Origin of the sequence: Bacillus sp. AP50 (assembly GCF_040492675.1) — a bacterium.
GTDB lineage: Bacteria > Bacillota > Bacilli > Bacillales > Bacillaceae_G > Bacillus_A > Bacillus_A cereus.
The window spans coordinates 1-21,051 of record NZ_JBEUTW010000026.1; the positions used below are offsets into that span (position 1 = coordinate 1).

The window sequence follows — 21,051 nt, forward strand, 5'->3', positions numbered from 1 at the left end:
CCTCTTAATAGAATTGTTAATTTGTTAATTGAAGAATAAATAAGAAAATCTCTGATCATTTCAATTCAATAGTTAAGAATGTACGTGAGAGTTTGATAGAATCTAAGTGTAAAAATCAATTTCGTTAAGAGTAATTATGGGGTGAGATAGAGTTTGACTAAATTTATTCTAAGTGATGTTAAATTTTTATTGTGATTTTCTTATATTGTTACTGCAAATACTTACAAGAGGGTGTGATGAGTTGTTCTTTCCACGTATCACTGATGTTTATGCTTGCATACATAAGACATTGAGAGAAGATAGTGTAATACGTAACTGTATGGGTCTTAATAATATTACAGTAGATATGGAAAATGAAATGCACATACAAAAGCGTATGTCTCCTAAAGAGGCACTAAATAACCAAATTCCTTTAATTGCATTTTACAAGTCATTTGTTCAAAAGGAACGAAACAATAATATTCATGTGGTAACATTTGACTTCGATATCTACACAAATGATGATGTGGAATTGGCATTAGACCTTGCAGATAGAATAAATCAATTATTCGATAATCAATCTCTGCAGTTATTTAAAGGAGTATTTTTCAAGGGTCAGTATGTAGGATCTGCAGAGGTTGCAAGTGAAATAGAACACTCTTATAAGTATTTCACTAGATTTGAATTTATTTTTGAAATTGAGGGGTGTAGTTAATGTCACAATTTGACAAGTTTAACAGTAAGAATAAGAAAATGATTATTAAAGGTGCAGGTAAATTTATGGCTAAAATTCCAGGGTGTGATGAATTAATCACACTAGGTCATATGGCGAATATGCGTCTTGATGTACAATTGGATATGGTTGATATTGAAGGGGGAGACTCTTCAGCACCTATTGATACACTACTACGTAAAAAGGTAATTGATATTACTGCAGAGGATGCAAAATTTGATTTAAACATGGTACGTCTTGTGTTAGGGGCAAAACTTCGAGAAGGAGTTAGCGGATTAGCTTATGAATTGAAAAATGAAACAGTAACTATTGCTGGCGATACTGAACCTGTTTCTATTAAATTATCTAGTCCAGTATTAACAGGTAGTGGAGCACCTAAAGTACAGATTTTCAACCAAGTTGCAGGTTCATTTGTACCAGAATCAGCAATTACAGTAAATGGATCAGCTGTAACACTAAAAGGTGGTGCGGTTGAAGGTGATACTGTAGTAGTTTATTATCCTGTAGCATCATCATCTATCGATCCTGATGGTTTCGTATGGGTATTAGAAGAACGTCATGATGTTAAAGGTGGACTAGTGACTCTTAAGAATCCTCTATTTGGTGGATCTTTAGGTTCAGCTTCTTCTAAGACAGAGCATGTATCTGTAAGATTAGTAAAAGAGAATAAATTACTTAAAAAAGTAACAACTAATCCTGCAAAAGGTGAGTATACAATTGATCCTTCTACAGGGGAGATTAAGTTTAATGATTATCTTGAAGGAGAGCAAATTTATGTGAACTACAAGCGCCCAGAGGTTGTAGATGTAATGGCAATTGGTTCTCGTGATTTCCCTCTTACAGTATCTGTTGTTCATGATGGACATTTTGAACAAATGGATGGTAGCATTCAAGGTTACCAAGTTGAACTATATTCTTGCCGAGTGAAATCTAACTTTACATTAGACACAGCACGACAAACAGCAGCGACTCACAGTATTACACTTACAGTTATTGATGGGGAACGTACAGACAGTCGTTTAGGTTCTATTAAGCGTTATCAAATCGAAAAAAGTGGCGATGTTTGTTAATTAGAGAAGAGGATACTTATGTATCCTCTTTTTTTATTAATTCATTTTTAAACATTTTAGATGAGGGTGAGAATGGATTATAAAAACATCTATCGCTTAAACCTTTTTTCGTAAGGTTGTTACATTTAACACATAAATTCTTATATTAGTTACGAGGTCGTTTAGGTGATCCCCTTCCTTGCGTCCTCTTTAAATTTAATAAGGGGTAATAGAGTAATATAGGGGGAGATTAAATGAGTGAACGTAATTTAGCAATTCCAAGTAGAGAAGAAGCTATTGAGGAACCTACTCTTGTAGAGGAAGCAGAGGAGAAGGTTGAACAGCAAGAACCTAATAAACAAGAGGAAGTAAAGTTGACTAAGCAGGAATCAGAGTTTATTGAAAAAGTATTCTTCGAAGAGGATGAAAAGGTAACATTACGTGATGGGAAAACCTATGCTATCCCTCCTTTAGGATTAAAAGATGCTAAAAACCTAATGAAAAAGTTGAATACAATTGATACAGGTGTCATTATTGCTAATTTAATTGCAGATGAAACAGGTAATGATAGTTATGATGAACTATTAGAGGTCCTATTGATGGGCTTTAAACCGTATTATAAAGAAATTTCAGCTCAGTATTTAGGGGATTATATTGATATTGTAACAGCTAAAGAAATTATAGATATTATGATTGGACTTAATGGCTTAAAAAAGTCTTTATAGACTCTGAGGAAGAAGAAAAAGAATATGACGAAAATGCCTACGTTGATTGGGCAGAAATTTTCTTTAACTTAGGTCACTACCTGGGGATGAAAAAACAGGATATATGGGATTTGACATTACCTCAGTTAAACTATTACTTAAAGAAATGCCATAAGCATATAGAGTTTACAGTTAAGGTACATTCAATGTCCTTCACTGGGTTATTTGGGGGCGGTTCAGCTCAAGCTACCGAACAGGATAATCTAAAACATAGTGATGGAAAAGAAGTAATTGACGGATATGAGGTTGCAAATGCTGATGACATGGAGTGGTTAGCAGGTATTCTCTAATAAATAATCCTGCCCTTCCTTTTTATTTGAGGATAGGGCGGGATTTTATTATGTAAAAGGAAGGTGAAATAAGTGACAGTCAATAATCAAAATATTGGTGCTACTATTGCACTAGAGTTTGATAAGTCAATAAAAAATATGAAAGAGTTTGGAGTACAGTTGGAACAGCTAGATCATCGTTTTGGTAGTATAGAAAAACGTATAGATACTATGAAAAGCTCTTTATCTTCGTTATCGGCTCAGACATCTAAGGCAGCGGGAAGTAACCTTAGAGCAAAACTTGAGCAAGAATTAAATAATATCGTCCAGGCAAATGGTATTACTTTATCTTCAGTTGGGACAGCACCTTTAAGTATTAAACAAGAAACCGTTCAACAATTGATGTCTAAAGTAGATAAAGAGTTAAATAAAACGATTGTAAAGATGATCAAAAATATAAACATTAATATGGATTCTGCTATGAATAATAGCGTAGTACCAGTTGGAAAAGATGAATTTAATAAAATTAATAAAGAAATTTCTAAGTTAATTAGTAATCAAATTAAACAATTAGTAAATTCCATTCGCGAAAATGGGGGGGATTTAGTAAATGCAGATAACTTGAGTGGACTTAAATTAGATATTTCTAAGGGAACGGTTAAGCAAATTTTAGTAAGTATTAAAAATCAATTAAAACCTATTTTACTGAACCCTGAGGTTGCTATTGAAGGACAGACATTCACAATTTCATCGAAAGATTTATCTGAATTAACGAAAAAAGTAAGAGGGAAAATAAAAGATTCTATAAAATTTGATTTCGAGGGTGTTATTAGCGAGGAGAATAGCATTGATAGCGAGATTATAAAAACAGCTAAGCGTATTGATAGTTTAATAGAAAATTATATAAAAGGCATACGAGGAGGGCTGCAAAAGATTGATCTCAAATCTGTAGAAGTACCTATGAAAAATATATCTAAACAACTTCAAAGGTATATTGCAAATGATTTAGGTGTTTCTCCAGCCGAGTTAGCTCATACTTTTCATTCTGTGGATAGAGGATCTCTAAGAGGATATGCTTTAAAAAGGCAGTTTGAGGGTATGGAAAATACAATTAATAAAAAATTAACTGCAGGAACAAATAAAATAATGATGTCAATGAAACAATCAGTAAGAGCTGTGGACTTTGAACCTCATTCTAATATTACGCAATATTTAACTAGTGAAATTAACAAGCTGAATAAGCAAATTATTAAAAAAATCAAGGAGTCCGTTGATAAGCAGTTTGCACATATAAGAAATGAAATTCTAGAAATTAATACTAACCCTCAAAAGGCGAATAGTAATAGACAGTTAAGCTTTATTGCAGGAAATAGTGCTAATCCTTTAAATAACTCAAGTGGATCAAGTCATAGTAATACAAATAATAGCGATTCTAGTACAAGTAAATCCACAAAACAAGACAATCCTTTTGATGGGTTTGGAATGGCTGGAGCGGTTACCAAAAAAGTTAGGAGCCTTGCTTCGGGCTCAATGCTAGATCCGATGGCTGCAATATCTAAAGCAATGGAAACCTTTAAAATTGCTCAGTTAGAACAGTTAAAGATTACACAAAACTTCTCTTTGAAACCAGAATATAAAAACAAAAATGGAAATACAGATTGGCTAAAATTAGATAATGATACTGGAAATCTAATGAATAATGTACGTGATTTATCCACTCTTTACGGTATTGATTATGAAAGAATGTCTAAGGTAGCTGGTATAGCATCAAATGTAACAGGAGATCAACAATCTGCACGACAATTTGTTGATCAAGCTTCTAAGGTTTATCGCTTAGATAACAAATCAGACTTAGTTGAAACAATTGCTCCAGGATTACAGACAATTATGGCACAGTTTAAATTATCTGTCTGGGAGTTGGATGGAGTAGTTAACTCTTTTGCTGTTGCTACGAGTCAAACTAAAGCGAACAGTGAAGATATTATGAAGGCTATGTCAAAATCGGGTACAGCACTCCATTCAGTGGGAGTGAATGCAGAAGATGCAGTGACTTTAAATGCATTAGCTATTCAAACTTCAGGAGAAACAGGGGAGAATGCAGGTGCAGCCTTAAAAACGATTGCAGAGCGTATTACTTTACCATCTGTTTCTAAACAATTAGAAAATTATGGTGTAAAGGTATTTGAAAAAAATGAAAGTGGTATGAAAGTACGTCGGAATTTCATTGATATCCTATCAGACACTGCGAAAGCAAGCAAAAATAAATATATTGGAGAAGATAAAGTAAAATCCATTCTGTATGGAGAAGGTGGGGCAAACCAGCCACCAAAACTGATGTCCTTTTTAGAGACCATGCATAAAGCGGGGATAAATAACAGTAAGGATTTATCGTATTGGAAAATTAAGCAAGAAATTAATGAATTTAAAAAAGATCCTGCACGCCTTCAAGAAATGATTGCGGTAACGATGAAATCACCTTCAGTGACAATGGAAAGAGCTGGGGTATCTGTTAATAATGCATTAGTGTCAGTATTAGATGCGCTAAATCCAGAGATTCAAACTTTAGCAAAAATTATTACAAACTTAGCCCAGGGAATGGAGAAACATGCAGGGCTATTTGCGCAGTTAATTACGATTTTAGGTAATGCCTTGGTAGGTTTTGGTGCTATTCATGGAGTCAAACGATTAGGTCAATTGAGTAATTATGAAGAGCATTACAAGAAAGCCACTATGGAAAACAAATTCTTTGGTGGTACATCTTTTACAAATCGTAAAGTGGACGGAGCGGTAGGTTTTTTAAATGATCATGTTTTGGGGGAGAGCCAAGATTTACGTAATCAAGTAAATAACAAAAAATTCTATCGTGCGGCTATGAAAAATGATACGTTAAAAAGTTATTTTGAAGAATTAGCAAATTTAAAAGAGGATAGAAAGAATGAGATAAAAGAATATGTAAAAGATCATGGTGGAAAAGCTGAAAATATGGCCGATTTTCTTAGCATCATGGATGAATCTAAAGGCTATTATAAGGGTGAAAAGAAAGAATTAACAGCTGATGAATTACATACTCGTTCAGCCTATAATGCTCGCAATCTTACCCAAAGTAAATTATTAACAGACGTTTTTACCACAAATTTCTCAGAGCATTTAGTAAATACCTTATCAAATAGGACTAACTTTGACAGTATGAATGAGAATCAAAAATCAACGGCTGGTCGTTTGGCTCAAATGGATGATCAAAAACGTATTGGATTTGAGACCTATCTAGATCAAAACTATCAAAGTGTAGGCAAATCAATAAATAATATGGATGGACTTAATAAGGCACTCGATGAATATGAGGCTAGTAACCGAAAGGCTACTATACAAACAAGACAAAGTACCACTGCGTACAGGGATTTATCAAGCGCCGTAAAAAAGGTAACTGATGAAGCTGAAGGAACATCTAAGAATAGAATGAAAGGGTTTCTCGATCTTATCGATACTATTCCTCAGCGTGCAAGAGGTGCTGGTGGAGCAATAATGGGACTTGGGAAAAATATTTTAAGTTTTGCAAAACAATTGGGAGCTTCATTAATGATTGGCGACTTGTTAACAACTTATTCTAATCAAAGTATGTTATCTGAAAAACAATTAAAATTACAAGAAATGGAAAATAAGACGACTGGATCTGCAGATGCATATTTAGAAAGCATTAATACAAAGCCTACAGGGGGGTTATTGGGGGGTATTCCCTTCCTGATTGATAGTACGAAAATAGGTTATGGAAGTTTAAAGCAAATTATCTTTGGAGAAAGTGCTGCTGTAGGGCTGGGAGATAGAGAGAATTTCCGAACGAATTTTAAAGCTTGGATGGAAAAAGAATATGGTACTCGAGACCTTGATAAAGCTGTTACGGTCGAGAATAAAAAACGTGAAAAAGAAGCAAAAGATAAAGGTTATAATGGAATATATGAAAAAATAGATAAAAAAGGATTGACTAGAAAATATCTTGATGAATCAGGTGAGTATGCAAAAGTACAGAAAGCACAAAAAGAAGAATTCATTGAAAAGTATAAAAATGATGCTATATCAGAATCAGAAGAAAACATGCGTAGGGCGGCAGCTGAAAAAGCACGTAAAGCATGGGAAAATAAAATGATAGCAGATGGTCAATATGACTATTTTGCTTTTGAAGATATAAAAAATAGAATTCAGGATGGACAGAAATCCGTTAGCAGCAAAAATGAGTTAAAGTTAAATGATTTTCTTCAAAATGGTGGTAAAACAGATTCGTTAAATTATATGCAACTTCGTATACAGGGTATTAAACAAGAGCGCGAAGCATATAAAAATGAAATGGAAGAGCTTCATAAATTTATCCGAGAACGAGAGAAAGAATTGGAGCAATTGGATAAGTCGGGAAAACGTTATACCACTGATCCTGAAACTGGTGAAAAAATTGAAACTCTCGGATATCAAAAGGTTAAAGAATCTGTGGAAAGTAACAAGGATAAAGAAGATAAATTAAGAAAAGAATTTGAATTAGAAGATAAGAAAAAACAAATTGAAGCACAACGTATTAAAACAGAATTTTATGTTAACGACACTCAGAAAGGGTTTTCTAGAGCTCAGGCTAAGAAACAGTATAAGGATACATTAAATGCTATTAGCATGAACACAGAGAGTCCTACTTATATTGATTCACAGATTGTTTCAAGCCAATCAATGATTGGAGAAATGAAAAGTAAACTGGCAAATCTGCAATCCCAACAGTTAGCAGATCCAGATGGTCAGTTACAAGATACTATTCAAGGATTGAGTCAACAAATCGCAAGTGCTGAATTAGAAGTTAAAAATTTAAGGATACAAAGGCTTACAGCTTGGAGACATGATTTCGGTAATAATATGGATGATTTGGAAATTAAGTACATGCAGGAACGTGTGAACTTTGGACCAAGTATAGGAGATGATAGTTTCTTAGCACGTGACCTAAGAGTAAGAGAATTACAAGATCGTAAATCACTTATAGATAAGACCTTAGCGGTAAGAATTGCAGAGCGAAATAGTGGTAAGTTTGAAGAAGGTTCATCTGAATACGAACAAATCATGAAAGATATTCGAGAATTGACAAAGCAATCTTTACAAGCACAGATTGGTATCCACCAAGAGTTAAGAGCACAAATGGGTGGAACGTTTAATCTTCCTGAAGGCGTACAGGTTATGTCTCAGTATGATTATCTAACAAGTAAAGGTACACATTCAAACTTTAGTGTTCAATCAGGAGATATGTATGTCAATATTACTTTACCTAATGTAACTGGACAAACTTCTAGTCAACAGTTAGCGAATCTTGGAATGAATTTAGGAAAAGGGTTAGCACAAGGTAGAACAACACCACTACGAAATCAGTTAAATTCAGCCCCTTGGGGATATCCAACATTCTAATTACAAAACCCCATCTAATTATTAGGTGGGGTTTCTTATAATACTAAGGGGTGATTAAATGGCACAACAAAAACCAAGTAAATCAAATGATGATGTATTTAAACGTAAATTATTTTATGATAACGGGATTCGTTTTGTACAAGTAAGGGGGCGTATGACTGGCGATTATAAGCCACCAACGCCAGTATTAAAATCCCATATAAACGAAAATATTCAATCTTCTGCAGGATTGGTAGGGAAAGGGACTTCTCATTATTCTACTACCATTCAATTTTTATTTGCGAGCAAAGAGGAATTTGCAGATTGGCTGCAGTTTATTGGTGCAGAACACAAATACTATGATGAAAAAGGCACGATTTATTTAGGGATTGTTAATGGTGATTTAGATATTAAAACAGCAGAATTTGAGACGAAATATATCATTACTGTAAACCTTATGTTAATTCGAAAACAAGATTTCGAATATCGTCATCAATATCCTTTTATAGATATTGAAAATCATTGGGCGCAAACGTATATAGATGAAATGCAAAAAAGGGGCCTTATCACTACTTATGCTAGTGATGGAACACCTGTACAATATTTTCAACCTGAAGTTTGGATTACAAGGGCTCAAACGGCATCCTATATGACAAGGACTTTTAAATACATCGAAAAGATATTGAGGGGGTATTAAAAATGCCAAAGCGATGGTTAGATGTGGGTCCAAAGGATTGGTTTTATCGTGCAGTATTAGAAACAGATAGTATGTTTATTGATGCAAAAAAAGAAGAAACCTTATTTAGTGGAAAAACCTATAACCAATTTATTGGTGGCAAGTCACGTCAGGTTCATAATTTTACTTCAACAGAGGGACAAACCAAGTTTGAAGTAAGCGGATATAAACCTGATTCTAGGGAAATGGTGTTTGTTTATATTGATGGGGTGCCTACACTCCCATCTAAACTTGAGGATAATTTTATACATATTGGTTATCCGTTAACCAATGGAAGAGAAGTTAGTATTCTTTTATCTGGGGTAGTGGAAATACATGAAGGAGATCATACTCTTGAAAACTGTCAGATTTATCCTTTGATGAGCGGATGCTCTTTGGCTTATCCGGCAAAAAAGTTAGAAAAAGCAAATAATTACGTATTTGATATCACTTACTCTTTAAATGAAATAGCAGTTTGCATGAACAAGAAGTTAAAGAGAATACATGTAGATGTAAATGAAGACGAATCCATACAAGATGCACTTACAAGAACGTTAGGATTTAAACGAGACTGTTTTACTATAATTAATGGATATCTTTATGTATCTTATAATTTAAATCAGTTTCCTATTTATGTGAATTACAATTATCAAAAGGGTGCTCAAATCAAAAATAGGCAGGGAGAAAAAGTTGTCCCTATGTCAAGTTGCGCACTCTATAATGATAGATTCTTTCCTGATATAACGATTTATAGAGGAGAGTTTTTTACTTTGTTACAACGTTTAAGAATGAATATTTATAATCGATATACAGATAGAGGATATGTGAATAATACAATTAAGCAAACGGAGAGATACATTAAAGATAAAGATAAAATTGTAGGAAAATGGTATGCCGAATCAGTCTTAAATATATTAGATGAAAAATTTAATGATGGTTGTTATGTATTTCCACTTTACGCAGATGATTCCTTTCAACCTGAGGTATGTGTAACTAGAGCTGAAGCAATTGTATATTTACATAGATTTACAGAATGGGCACTAGAAAGATTTAGATAGGGGGGAATAAGGTATGCCGAACGTATTTGATCATAGAACTCCTGCGCCTCAGTTGTTAAATGACGTAATGAGAAAAGTTAATGCTTTAGGTCATGAACCTAGGGTTATTATTGAATTTGACAAAATGGCCTATGTACCAGGAATGAAAAATAAGTTTGAAGTTTGGGACAGAATTCGAGAAGCATCTATTGTGCATCAGGCAGCAGAGGCAACTTTAACAACACCAGTAGCAGGTGCTGAGCCAAGTTCTGTTACAAAAGGTGGAGAATCAGGGGATAGATTTGAGTATATTAAATGTGCCTTAAATAAATGGGTAAAACATTATAAGTGTCCCAATGTTGCTTATTTCTTTCTATTAGCTGTAGCAAAGCATGAAACAGGATTTGGAACATTGGGACAAGGGAAACCTGAAAAAGGAAGTTATATAGTAGGATATGGTTGCCCGGGTTCATGCGATCCTCAATATAAAGGGATAGATACCCAAGCGAAGTATGCTGCAAAACGTTTTTCCGAAGCAATGAGGAGCAGATACGCAAAAATTTCCAATGGATATATGGATGCTAGTGATGTTGATTATTTCCATGAAGGTGGAGATAAAGGATATAAAAAGTGGAAATGGTCAGCAGATGGACCTAACTGGAAAAAACTTGTGAAAAGCTATTTTGATAGAATTATTGGTGAATCTAGTCAAAAAAAATGGCATTGTAAAGAATCTGGTTCTATTATTAATAAAAATCTGTTTCCAAAGCATTCTACAAATCTAAATGTTTCCAAGAAGGAAGAAGACTGTGGTTGTGAGAAAGCTGAGATTTATACAATTGAGGAACAAAGGAAAGAAGTTCATAATGCAAGCTCTAGTGCGTTATCCGGTGCTACTTTTCCTGTTGAAGGAATTTCATTTGGAAATGGTGCGAAAGTATCTTCACACCATATGAAACATAAGGGCGGGAGTGCACGTTCAGGGCATAAGGGTACTGATATTATACATACATCCCAAGGTAAAATTAATGGTATGTGGGTAGTAGCGGCTTGGGCTGGACATGTACATAAGGCTTATAAAAGTACATCTTATGGTAATTGTGTAATGATTCAACATGATAATGGATATATGACAGTTTATGCCCACATGCAAAATAATTCTTTACAGGTTCGAAAAGGTGATTTAGTTACTCCAGGAACACGTTTAGGGAAAGTCGGAAATACAGGTCAATCTTATGGCGCCCATTTACACTTTGAAATTTGGAAAGGTGAATGGATTTATGGTGGAAATAATCATATTGATCCATATCCTGTTTTAACAGGTGCTCAAAAATTAGGAGTAGCACCAAGCGGTAAAGATAATAATGGAGGCGGTAATACGGGCGGAAATGATAATAGTACAGGAAATGGAAGTGGTGTTAGTCAACCACCACCCCAAATGACCATTACCCAAAATATTAAGTTTAATAAGTGCTTTGATAAGGATGCAAATCTGGATGGGAATTGGCATGGACAAGAGAACATAACCCATTTTACAGCTTGGTCAACAGGTGAAAAGTATTTAGGTTTTAATGAGAATATTGCCAAAGGAGCAGTTGAAGATTTTGGATATAAACATAACTTCTCTTCAGATGGATTTTATGAATATGCTTTCTATGCAGATCTTAAAGAAGGAGATTCCGTAACGGTTACATATGACGGAATGATTGTAAAACGATATACAAAAGAGAACAATACAACACAACCTACATATGAACCTCCAGTTTATGCAAAATGGGTTGCAAGTGATATACAAGGGACCAATTCACATATATTAGATTTCTCCTTAAATAATGTAAGTGGTGAGGCTGTATTTGGACTAAAATGCTTTAAGGTAGTGGAAATTGAAACTCAATACGGTGCACAATATGTTGATGAAAGAATTAAGGCTCGTAAACGTGATGTATGGGTTGATACAGGGGCATTTGTATACGATAAAACCTTTACAGTAGACCAAGATGTATTACAGTGGGAGATAAATAGCCATTTTGACGCCAGAGTCGCAACTGCAAGAATTACTTTAGACAATAAACATGGTATTTATTCTCCTACATATGAACGAGCCAATATCTTCCCTGATAATTTAAGAGAAGCAGAGATGTCATATTATGAGAATGGTGCAATCAGGCATGTGTTAAGTGAAGCTACCCCAGTACGTATTTATGCAGGCTATGGTGAAAACCTAGTAAGAGTTTTTACAGGACGTATAAGGGGAGAGATTGAGCAAAATTCTGATGAAAAAACAATTACTATTAATTGTGTAGATATGTACGATATGTTAGAAGAACATGTTTTTGATAGGGTTCTAACTTTTCCTCGTAGAGACGAGATACATGGTGATGAAAAACAACCAGTAACCATGTGGGTTAAATCATCTATTATTCATAATATCGTAAATGAGGCAGGAATGATTGGATGGAGAATCCATGAAGATGATTTGAGATATGCTGATGCGATTATTGAAGAAACGTATTATATTGATATCGATAGAGGTGGGAAAAAGGCAGTCGTCTGGGATACTAAAAGTCAACAATATGTCGAAAAAGATATAGCAACTGTAAAAGATGCACAAGGTTATAAAAATCCTTATGTACAGGCGATAGATTTTTTAGAAGGTACAAGAGCATCTGATGCGGTTCATGAAGTGATTGGAGATATTATGTATCGCTCTTACTGTGATCGTTATGGAACATTTAGATTGGAAAATATCCGTAAAATTAATGCAAGTGAGGCAAAATGGTCATTTATAGATGGTGAGAATTTATATTCTCTTTCTACTTCTATTGACCATTCTCGTATACGTAATCATCTTATTATTGTTGGTAATGGTGGGCAAATTGAGCATTTTGTAGATAAAGATCTTCTTATATCTACAAAGGGTAATATGAGAACGGCTAAGATTGTTGCTGATTGGATTGATGAGCGATTTGGTTCAAATGCAAGAGGAACCAAAGAGGATATCTCGAACAAATTATTTTTTGATATGAAAAGACAAGCCCGTACTTTTAATGCCGTTGTTAAAGGAAATCCAATGATAGAGTTATTAGATGGTTGTTATGTTTATGATAGTAATACTTCTAATGCAGGGTATTATGTCATAAAAGGGAACCGACTTGTTGGAAATAAGGAAGGTATGTTAAATTTCCTAGAATTTACTTGGCATGACAAAGAGAATTATTATAGCTAAAAAAACAAGGAGATTCCTACAGAACGTTAGGAATCTCCTTGTTTTTTCTTATAATGCTATGGAAAGCGAGGTGGGAAAATGGCGCAAAAGAGCCATATGAACGTAAATGATGTATATCCAATACTTGATATGATCAATAGAAAAGTTAATCAAGGAAAGGGAACAAGACACCATTTTACTAGTCCGCTATTCAATAATGATAACGACAATGGTGTAACAACATTGAATTCTTCTCAATGGCAAGTAGAGTCATTTGAAGTCATAAGGGAAACAGAAAATTCAATAGCTAATCATGTAATTAAAGAGATCCGAATTATTTATCGAAATGGTGCATTAGATAAAATTTCTTTAGTCCGTGGGCTCAATCCATCTGTATCTGATGAAATTCAAGATTATGAGTACATCAACAATATTATGATTACAGAAGTTTCTATAAAAACAGAGTGGTTTGGTAAATCCCAAGAAGTTGTTGCAAAGATTATAAGGGAAAATGATTACGGTAATTTTAAAAAGGTTAAACTCATGTATTTTGACTCGGAATGGGGCTGGAGTGAGGACGAAATCGAAGAAGATTCTATGCCGTCTAAATATGAAAATCCATCTGATTTTTATAACGGTAAATATAGTAATTATGAAGAAGTGATAGTAGAGGATTATGTAGACTATGCAGAAATAGGATATGCATCTAATGAAGAAATTGAAATCTCTCCAGATGGTTGGTCTGATGGATATAATCCATCGTCTCCTGTAGATGTTAATGTGGAACTCGGACCAAAGATAACAGATGAAATTTAGAGAGGAGGTCCTACATGAGTTTTGGAGCAAATGTAGTAGTTGGAGGGGAAATAGATAGAGTAGGTAGATTGGGTGGTGGACGTTTAGATTATCCATTTATGCCTACCAAAACAGTTCCTTATATAAAGGGGAAAATTTTAGAGGTACTAGGTACTTTAGGGCACTTTGATATTCAATTTATTCCTGATTTTGATATTGAGCTGGTCTCCGTAGCTGTAGGAGCATCTAGATATCATTCCTTTGATAATTGGAGTTTGTTTATTGGAGATGATCATAAAAATAACTACGTATTTGATGAAATTTATACGAAGGATTTACCAGAAGGTGCTTATTTAATGGCTGTGAAAACAGTAAAAGCAGGTACCCCAATTACATTCCGCTTTGATAATAAAGGTGGGCAATCGAAATATGTTTGGATAAACTTTCAATGTTTAAGGGATAATCCCAACAAATAAGAGAGGTGGATATAAATGCCTTGGGTAGAGGAAACATTAAGACACGATAATTTTTTAGATGATATGTTTGATAAAGTATTTAGAAGATTTAAAGATAAATCAGGTAATTACTGGTGGCAGAATTTTAACAATCAAGTTCCAAAAGTAGATCTATATAAAATCACTTTTGAAAAAGGGTTATTTGTAAAAGGAGAAAAGGGATATCTACCCCCTTTTGAATCTCGAGAAGGTATGTTATGCATCACTCGGCATATGATTATGCGTAGGTGGGATAATGAGTATTTAGCATTCGCACAGTCAACAGGGGCTGTGAAAATTAACACTAAAGATATTCCTAGAGAAAAAGAAGGTTTCTTAGAATGGATTTCTAATTTTTATAGAAAATCTGTAGACTATACAACTGTTTATTCATACACACTAGACACGTATGCTGGATATACGCATTATGTATCACCTAGTGGTGAACTTGCTCCAGTTACTATCATGAGTGAAAATCATGGTTTGGATATATTTAGGGCTAGCATGGATATAGAGTACTACGGTGAAGATGAATACTATGAAAGTATGAAACAATCACCAATTATTACCATGAAATTAAAAGGAGATACAGGTGATCTAGTTGCCTCCATAGGGAAGTTGAATTATCGAACTAATACGAATTGGTGGGGGGACTCTTTAATTCAGTTAAAAGGTGTATTTGATGAGACAAGTGCATTTTTTACATTAAAAGTAGATTCAGCTCCTAGCTGGGAAAATAATATGGTGACTTTAATTCCCTTTTTCTTTGGAAATCTAGTATCTAAAAATACATCTTCGAAAAATGAAACACCAATCGCTATGCTTGGAGGTAGGCAAGTAGGAGAATTTTTTGATTTCGATAGTATAGAGACTAAAACTGAAATTTTACAACCTATCACAAGAAATTATGTAAACCATCCATCAAACGGAATAGATTCCGTTATGATCAAAAAAACAAAATATGGAGCACGTTATCAAGAACATTTTTTACGTTGGAACGTTCCACCTAATCTAATGCCACCTACTCGTGAAGAATTAAGACTGGTCAAAAATGCACAAGGAACCGAGAAAGAGGAAGAATATGCTCGTAAGTACCCAAGGGCATGGAATTATTTAAGATATGGTTACTATCAATACGATTTTCATGCATCTAGGTATAGTAATAAGATTCATACATCTCGCGCAACAGTCATGCATCCTGAAGATGGTGTATTAGGGTATATTCCTAATATCGTACTTTTGCCCGTTATTAATGTTTCTGAAGGTGAGAAATTAGTGTTCCCTTATTGGTGTGAAGAATGTAATGAATCTCAATATCAACCTGAGGTACCTAAAGAATCTACTAAAGTAGAGTGGGGAATTGCTAAGAGTACAAGCAAACTGAATAATCTTCATGTAAATTTAGGAGATTCAACCAATAATTCTAATTCCAATTCTGATAAAGGTAATAAATTTTCTTATTATTGCGATGGATCAGTAAAGGCACAAGCAGTAGATGATACTTATTGGAATCCCTCTGTTATTACGCAAGATTATTTGGCTAACAGCACAGATGGTATTGGAAAGGAATTAAGCAAATCGTTCTGGGAGGGGCGAAATGATTGGTTAGATTATTTACAGGAGCCTCAAAGTCAATATCATTTGGATAACTCTAAAATAAAAATTGAAGATTTTCATAAATTTTTATGGAAAACTTTAAAAGATATTAAAGATGAAGGTTATAGTTTACAAGATAAATGGCTAGATTTTAACGAGTGGGGAAAGGCAAATTTACCTTGTTTAAATGAATTGCAAAAAGCCTCAGTATTTATGTCGGCTAAACTCAATAAACCTGTCTTATTTTTCCCAGGTTCAGAGGGGTTTTTAAAGGGCGATATTTTAGATAAAATGCTTCCTTTAATTAAGAAAGTACCAAGTGTTATATATGATTGGATTGACTTTAATAATGTATTTATTGAAAACGAAGATGATACAGGTCTTGTTGGAGCTTGGGTAATGGATAGTTTTGCTACAGCCATGCATAGTAATGGGAAAAAGGAAAATATTTTATCTTCTTTTCGTTCTCTAGTTAACTTTGAACCTCAGGTGCTGCTTTATAATATTTCAGCTGCCAAGGCACATCGCCCATATGACTATATAAAACCTAACATAGGTTTTGGCAGTCATGTTGTTGATGGAGAATATAAAGCATATTATTTACAGGATATGACTGATGATAATTATATACCTTATGTTGCCGCAGAAGTAGCTGTACATGAGATGGGTCATGCATTATCTAATTATGGATATGACATATTAGGTGAAAAACTACATGAAATGCAAGAATGGTTAAATATTAGTGGGTGGATTGAGAATATTGATGGTTCATTTAATGAACTAACGAAAAGCTCGCCGGGTACAGCGTTAGATAATGGAAAACTTGCTCCGGTATCAGATTATGGATGTTTTAGCCCGGCCGAAGATTTTGCTGAGGCCTTTATGATGTATATCATTAATAGACAATTTTTAGCTAGAAATTTTAAAGATAAACACGATTTTATAGTTAATAAATTAAAAGAAATGGGTATTGATCCAAAACTGTAGGAGGTAAAATATAATGATTCTTAAGATAAAAAGAGGAGAAGATTTTGCCTTTATTGATAATGAAGGTGATATTCAACATCAAGTCAGAGTAAGCGGTAATAATGAATCTCTTGTAAAATCTTTGGATAATATTTTGAATGTTCAAACTGGAATAAGGTTTAGAGGAGAAATTAAGGGGATTCCACATAAATTAATTACAAAGAGCGGAAAAAATCCTCCAACAATCAATAAATCTAATAAATTATATCTTATGGAATATTTTAAAAGAGACTTAGAATTACAAGGCTTTACCGTGGAAATTATAAAAGCGTAGAGGTGATTTTGATATGGCATTAACTCCCGTTCCTAATTTATCAGTACCGCAAAATAAAGGGTTTAAAGGAACTGATTCACTACCAATTATACATTCAATTAGATGGAGGCATTTACCATCGAGGTACATTTTTAAAGACGTAGATGACGTAATTACATATCATTCTCATGGGCCACTTACCATAGATATTAACAAGCATGGTGTATCTTACCTTGATGTTTATTTCCTAAAAGATACTGATATCGTTGAAGTAACAGCATATATCAGATTTTTAAGAGAAAAAGATCAGCTTTTAATAGAGGAACCCTATAAAATTGGAGAAGCTGGGGCAGTAATTGCTTTAGAGGATGATGAAGTAAACCATGAATTAAGGAAAGTTAAAGGAATTGCTTTTACGCAAAAAGACCTAGGTGATGGTACACCTATGTACGACTTTATGAATATGTCTAAAGAAGGCATTTATGAAGTCTGGATAAAAGTAATTACAGGGTTAGGAAAAGAAATGCATTTAAGGGTTCCTTTTCAATGGGACAACTTGGTGCCTAGCATTCCTCCAGAAAAAGATGGTCATGATTCTGATGATGCGGGCAAGGATAACAAAAAATCAGAATATAATGATGAATATTACGTGACGATTGTAGAGGGGGACTCAGCTTTTACTAAAAGGCCTTCTACCCATTTTAGAATGGCAGGTATAGGTATGTTAAAAGATGCGGGTTGTTTTAAAAGAATAGAGACTCCTGTATTAGAACCAATTTCAAGGCCTTCAAAAATACAGATTATTAATGATATCCCAATTAGTAGCTGTGGTTTAAATTTAATTACATCACAATTTAATAAGGTAGTAGGAGAGGTTGTTACATTCTCGCTTGTACACACAAATAAATCTGGTATTCTACGCATTGATACGAACTATGATAAGAATGGTTTAAAGAGTCTTGGGAATGGAACATTTAAAGTTATTAATAAGGGCGTATATAAAGTTACATTTATTGTAACGTATAACGATGGACAAGAATGTATAACTGAGGGGACTATTATTGGCGAATTTATTTGTGAATTAAACATTACTGGTCCTTCTTTAAAATCACATGTAGGAGATTCAATTGTTCTTCATTTAGATCATGGACAAAATAGTTCAGCTTCTAATATAGGTGTACTTGTTCAAACCCCTCCTAAAGTCATGCAGACAGGAAATTACACTTTTACTAGTAGTTCACCAGGAGTATATTCAATTAAATTTATCGTTGATTATGGTTTTGGAGTTTGCGAAAAAATAGTGAATATTGAATTTATCTCAAAAAATATTCCCCCTGAAAAACCAGAAGACGGAGGTGAAAAACCAGAAGGCGAAGGCGGAAAACCAGAAGACGGAGGTGGAAAACCAGAAGGCGAAGGGGAAAACCAGAAGGCGAAGGTGGAAAACCAGAAGGTGAAGGTGGAAAGCCAGAAGGCGAAGGTGAGAAACCAGGTAAAAATGTACTAAAATGCGGACAAACGGCACAGGGTGGCATGGGATATGGGGAATATATTCATGCTGTAAGTGAAGAGGGCATCTGCTATGTTGAATATGATTTCTTCTCTGCACCAGATAGGATGCGAGTATTTGTTAATAATGAATTAATTTATGATACTTCACGTAAAATGGAAAAAGAAGGAAGTCCGTTTGGTTTTTATTATAAACCTGATGATGGGGAATTAAGAGTAGTAATGAATGATGGTCAAGATAAAGGAAGCAGGTGGAGTTATACCCTTTATTGTGGAAGTAGTGTACCTTCGGATGTAAAACTAAAAGCTGAAATTATTAATTAGACATGAGTGTTGTTAACAGAATAAAAAGACTACTTATAATGAATTTAAGTAATTAGTTGCAACTTATTACCTACTCATAACGATAACTAAGTTGCAGAATAAGGGCGGGTAAAATCTCGTCCTTAATTAATAGAAAGAGAGGTGTAGAAATGCCGTATATTGATAGCACACCTGCACTTTCCCCTTATAAGGTTCGTGAAGGTAACTTACAACACGGTTTTATGGATTTACTGATTAAACACGGCTGGACCAAAGTAGTAGAGTTTAAAAAAGCTGTAACAGGGTCTTATTATGTTACAGATCATCCTTTAGAAGGAAGGCATGATGAAAAATTTACAGTTGCCAATCATATTATTCTACGTAATGCACGAGGTGATTTGTTTGGTTTTGCTGTAGTTGCAGATTGGAAGGAGTTTACTGCTCATGATAAAGGGATTCCATATTACAATGCTTTTAAATCAACAGCTACTGAAAAAGAGGCCCTTATTAACTATATGGCCAAAGAATTTGAAAAAAGAAAAGTAAATACATCTCTTTATTTTTATATGTTGGAAAAATTACCAGATGTAAAAGAGGGAGATAAATTATTTACCCCATGGGGAACGGGCTCTAGTGCAGATGAAAAACGACTTCAAATGGCTTTAGATATTGAAGTTACACAAATTGATTTTAAATCTACAAGTGCTGGTTCAGAATTTGTAAAACAAGCGAATCCTGTTGTGATGCAGTCGCCTATTGTAGAGTCATCTCTACGTTCACCATTACTTGAAAATATTGATTACCCTTATATGCATACAAATTGGTGGGTTGATTCGGAAATTAATATTAAAGGACATATTGACAGTAATAGTCTTTTCTTAATTATCCAAACGGATAATACACCAATGTGGGAAAATAATGTCGTACCTATTGTACCGATTTACTTTGGCGATATTGAAGCAATAGATGAAGGTGATCCTGCTATCGCATTATTCGCAGGAACTGTTCCAAAAGGTACTGATACAAATGGCGTTGCTGCTTATAACTTTGATGATATTAAGATTAAAGGTGGGCGTCAAATTATGCCTGTCCTGAAAAAATATCCTTCTAATCCATCTAATGGTGTTGACTCTGTAATGGTGAGTCGTACTAAATTAGGTTCTCGTTATCAAAGTTATTACTTGTCTTGGAATGCACCTGCACAAGATATGCCTCCTAAGCGTGTATCTGAAGTAGGTAATAAACAATACCCACGAGCATGGGAACGAATTAATAATTATCAATTCAATCCTTCACGTTATTCGGATAAAGTACAAACTTCATTTATTTATCTGATTCATCCAGAAGAAGGAGTAAGAGGATATTTAAAGAACTCTGTAGGATTTAATTCCATTAATATGGGATCTAGTGAATTAAGAATTCGTCAAGAGAGTTGTCCAGAAAAGGTTTTTGATGTATATCAGTGTGTCCCAGTTAGTGCAATTTCACCACTAACGAAGCGACCATCCACACAATTTCGACCAATGGGATTAGGGTTGTACAAAGAAGCACTAAATACTTCTAAGAAACCAGCAGCGAATAAGACTCTAGTTAATGTTTCTAACCTAAAAGCTACAAATCCACAAGAAGGAACTGTATTACTTACTTGGACAAATCCGAATGATATGGAGCTCTCAACGGTTAACATCTTCGTAAATGGTATGAAGTATGCAACAGGTGTCACTGAAGTAGAATCATATACTATTAAAAATGTGACAAAAGGAAATGGTGTAAAAATTAAACTAGTTTCTGTAGACATGAAAGGTAATGAATCTGCAGGTATTGAAGTATCTGTGAACGTAATGTAGTAATGCAACTTACATGTTATGAAAGAAAGGTACCTACCTATAATATACATGACATAGAAGAATTGCTATTT

Annotated in this window: 15 protein-coding genes; all 15 read left to right on the top strand. The window is 34.2% G+C overall.

Annotated elements, in window-relative coordinates:
• Nucleotides 1–241: 241 nt before the first annotated feature.
• The 15 genes from ABWK52_RS03635 (at nt 242) to ABWK52_RS03705 (ending at nt 20,980) form a co-directional block, all read left to right on the top strand.
• Nucleotides 242–694, top strand: coding sequence for a hypothetical protein (locus tag ABWK52_RS03635; protein ID WP_084064881.1), 453 nt, complete (start codon nt 242–244; stop codon nt 692–694).
• Nucleotides 694–1,782, top strand: a complete 1,089-nt coding sequence (locus tag ABWK52_RS03640) for a hypothetical protein (RefSeq protein ID WP_000077128.1) — start codon at nt 694–696, stop codon at nt 1,780–1,782. The genes ABWK52_RS03635 and ABWK52_RS03640 overlap by 1 nt, the downstream gene beginning before the upstream one ends.
• Before the next feature lie 233 nt (nt 1,783–2,015).
• Nucleotides 2,016–2,486, top strand: a complete 471-nt coding sequence (locus ABWK52_RS03645) for a DNA polymerase III subunit gamma/tau (protein ID WP_098541449.1) — start codon at nt 2,016–2,018, stop codon at nt 2,484–2,486.
• A 110-nt stretch (nt 2,487–2,596) separates the two neighbouring features.
• Nucleotides 2,597–2,815 carry a hypothetical protein gene (locus ABWK52_RS03650; protein WP_238143102.1) on the top strand — a complete coding sequence of 73 codons (219 nt, stop codon included), beginning with the start codon at nt 2,597–2,599 and terminating at the stop codon, nt 2,813–2,815.
• A 72-nt stretch (nt 2,816–2,887) separates the two neighbouring features.
• Entirely contained in the window at nt 2,888–8,221 is a 5,334-nt protein-coding gene (locus tag ABWK52_RS03655; protein WP_098541451.1) for a phage tail tape measure protein, read from the top strand.
• A 58-nt stretch (nt 8,222–8,279) separates the two neighbouring features.
• The gene (locus tag ABWK52_RS03660; RefSeq protein WP_000068593.1) at nt 8,280–8,897 is read left to right on the top strand and encodes an S-layer homology domain-containing protein; all 618 of its coding nucleotides are present in this window, start codon (nt 8,280–8,282) and stop codon (nt 8,895–8,897) included.
• 2 nt (nt 8,898–8,899) lie between these two features.
• Complete coding sequence (locus ABWK52_RS03665; protein ID WP_053514186.1) at nt 8,900–9,973, top strand: hypothetical protein; 1,074 nt, start codon at nt 8,900–8,902, stop codon at nt 9,971–9,973.
• Nucleotides 9,974–9,986: 13 nt separating this feature from the next.
• Nucleotides 9,987–13,178, top strand: a complete 3,192-nt coding sequence (locus ABWK52_RS03670) for a M23 family metallopeptidase (RefSeq protein WP_098541452.1) — start codon at nt 9,987–9,989, stop codon at nt 13,176–13,178.
• 78 nt (nt 13,179–13,256) lie between these two features.
• Nucleotides 13,257–13,973, top strand: coding sequence for a hypothetical protein (locus tag ABWK52_RS03675; RefSeq protein WP_098541454.1), 717 nt, complete (start codon nt 13,257–13,259; stop codon nt 13,971–13,973).
• 14 nt (nt 13,974–13,987) lie between these two features.
• Nucleotides 13,988–14,428: a hypothetical protein gene (locus tag ABWK52_RS03680; protein WP_000007798.1), complete on the top strand. Its 441-nt coding sequence runs from the start codon at nt 13,988–13,990 to the stop codon at nt 14,426–14,428.
• A 15-nt stretch (nt 14,429–14,443) separates the two neighbouring features.
• Nucleotides 14,444–17,029 (top strand): hypothetical protein, encoded by a 2,586-nt coding sequence (locus tag ABWK52_RS03685; protein ID WP_098541456.1) that lies wholly within the window; start codon nt 14,444–14,446, stop codon nt 17,027–17,029.
• A 13-nt stretch (nt 17,030–17,042) separates the two neighbouring features.
• The gene (locus ABWK52_RS03690) at nt 17,043–17,342 is read left to right on the top strand and encodes a hypothetical protein (RefSeq protein WP_000601027.1); all 300 of its coding nucleotides are present in this window, start codon (nt 17,043–17,045) and stop codon (nt 17,340–17,342) included.
• 13 nt (nt 17,343–17,355) lie between these two features.
• Nucleotides 17,356–18,828, top strand: a complete 1,473-nt coding sequence (locus tag ABWK52_RS03695; RefSeq protein ID WP_353771874.1) for a hypothetical protein — start codon at nt 17,356–17,358, stop codon at nt 18,826–18,828.
• 26 nt (nt 18,829–18,854) lie between these two features.
• Entirely contained in the window at nt 18,855–19,154 is a 300-nt protein-coding gene (locus tag ABWK52_RS03700) for a hypothetical protein (protein ID WP_353771875.1), read from the top strand.
• A 149-nt stretch (nt 19,155–19,303) separates the two neighbouring features.
• Nucleotides 19,304–20,980: a hypothetical protein gene (locus tag ABWK52_RS03705; RefSeq protein WP_001146340.1), complete on the top strand. Its 1,677-nt coding sequence runs from the start codon at nt 19,304–19,306 to the stop codon at nt 20,978–20,980.
• The last annotated feature ends 71 nt before the right edge of the window (nt 20,981–21,051 follow it).

What these genes read in the sequence shown, in the direction of transcription:
- ABWK52_RS03640 (WP_000077128.1), top strand. Translation starts at nt 694, where the DNA reads ATGTCACAATTTGACAAGTTTAACAGTAAGAATAAGAAAATGATTATT.
- ABWK52_RS03645 (WP_098541449.1), top strand. Translation starts at nt 2,016, where the DNA reads ATGAGTGAACGTAATTTAGCAATTCCAAGTAGAGAAGAAGCTATTGAG.
- ABWK52_RS03660 (WP_000068593.1), top strand. Translation starts at nt 8,280, where the DNA reads ATGGCACAACAAAAACCAAGTAAATCAAATGATGATGTATTTAAACGT.
- ABWK52_RS03665 (WP_053514186.1), top strand. Translation starts at nt 8,900, where the DNA reads ATGCCAAAGCGATGGTTAGATGTGGGTCCAAAGGATTGGTTTTATCGT.
- ABWK52_RS03670 (WP_098541452.1), top strand. Translation starts at nt 9,987, where the DNA reads ATGCCGAACGTATTTGATCATAGAACTCCTGCGCCTCAGTTGTTAAAT.
- ABWK52_RS03675 (WP_098541454.1), top strand. Translation starts at nt 13,257, where the DNA reads ATGGCGCAAAAGAGCCATATGAACGTAAATGATGTATATCCAATACTT.
- ABWK52_RS03680 (WP_000007798.1), top strand. Translation starts at nt 13,988, where the DNA reads ATGAGTTTTGGAGCAAATGTAGTAGTTGGAGGGGAAATAGATAGAGTA.
- ABWK52_RS03685 (WP_098541456.1), top strand. Translation starts at nt 14,444, where the DNA reads ATGCCTTGGGTAGAGGAAACATTAAGACACGATAATTTTTTAGATGAT.
- ABWK52_RS03690 (WP_000601027.1), top strand. Translation starts at nt 17,043, where the DNA reads ATGATTCTTAAGATAAAAAGAGGAGAAGATTTTGCCTTTATTGATAAT.
- ABWK52_RS03695 (WP_353771874.1), top strand. Translation starts at nt 17,356, where the DNA reads ATGGCATTAACTCCCGTTCCTAATTTATCAGTACCGCAAAATAAAGGG.
- ABWK52_RS03700 (WP_353771875.1), top strand. Translation starts at nt 18,855, where the DNA reads ATGGGATATGGGGAATATATTCATGCTGTAAGTGAAGAGGGCATCTGC.
- ABWK52_RS03705 (WP_001146340.1), top strand. Translation starts at nt 19,304, where the DNA reads ATGCCGTATATTGATAGCACACCTGCACTTTCCCCTTATAAGGTTCGT.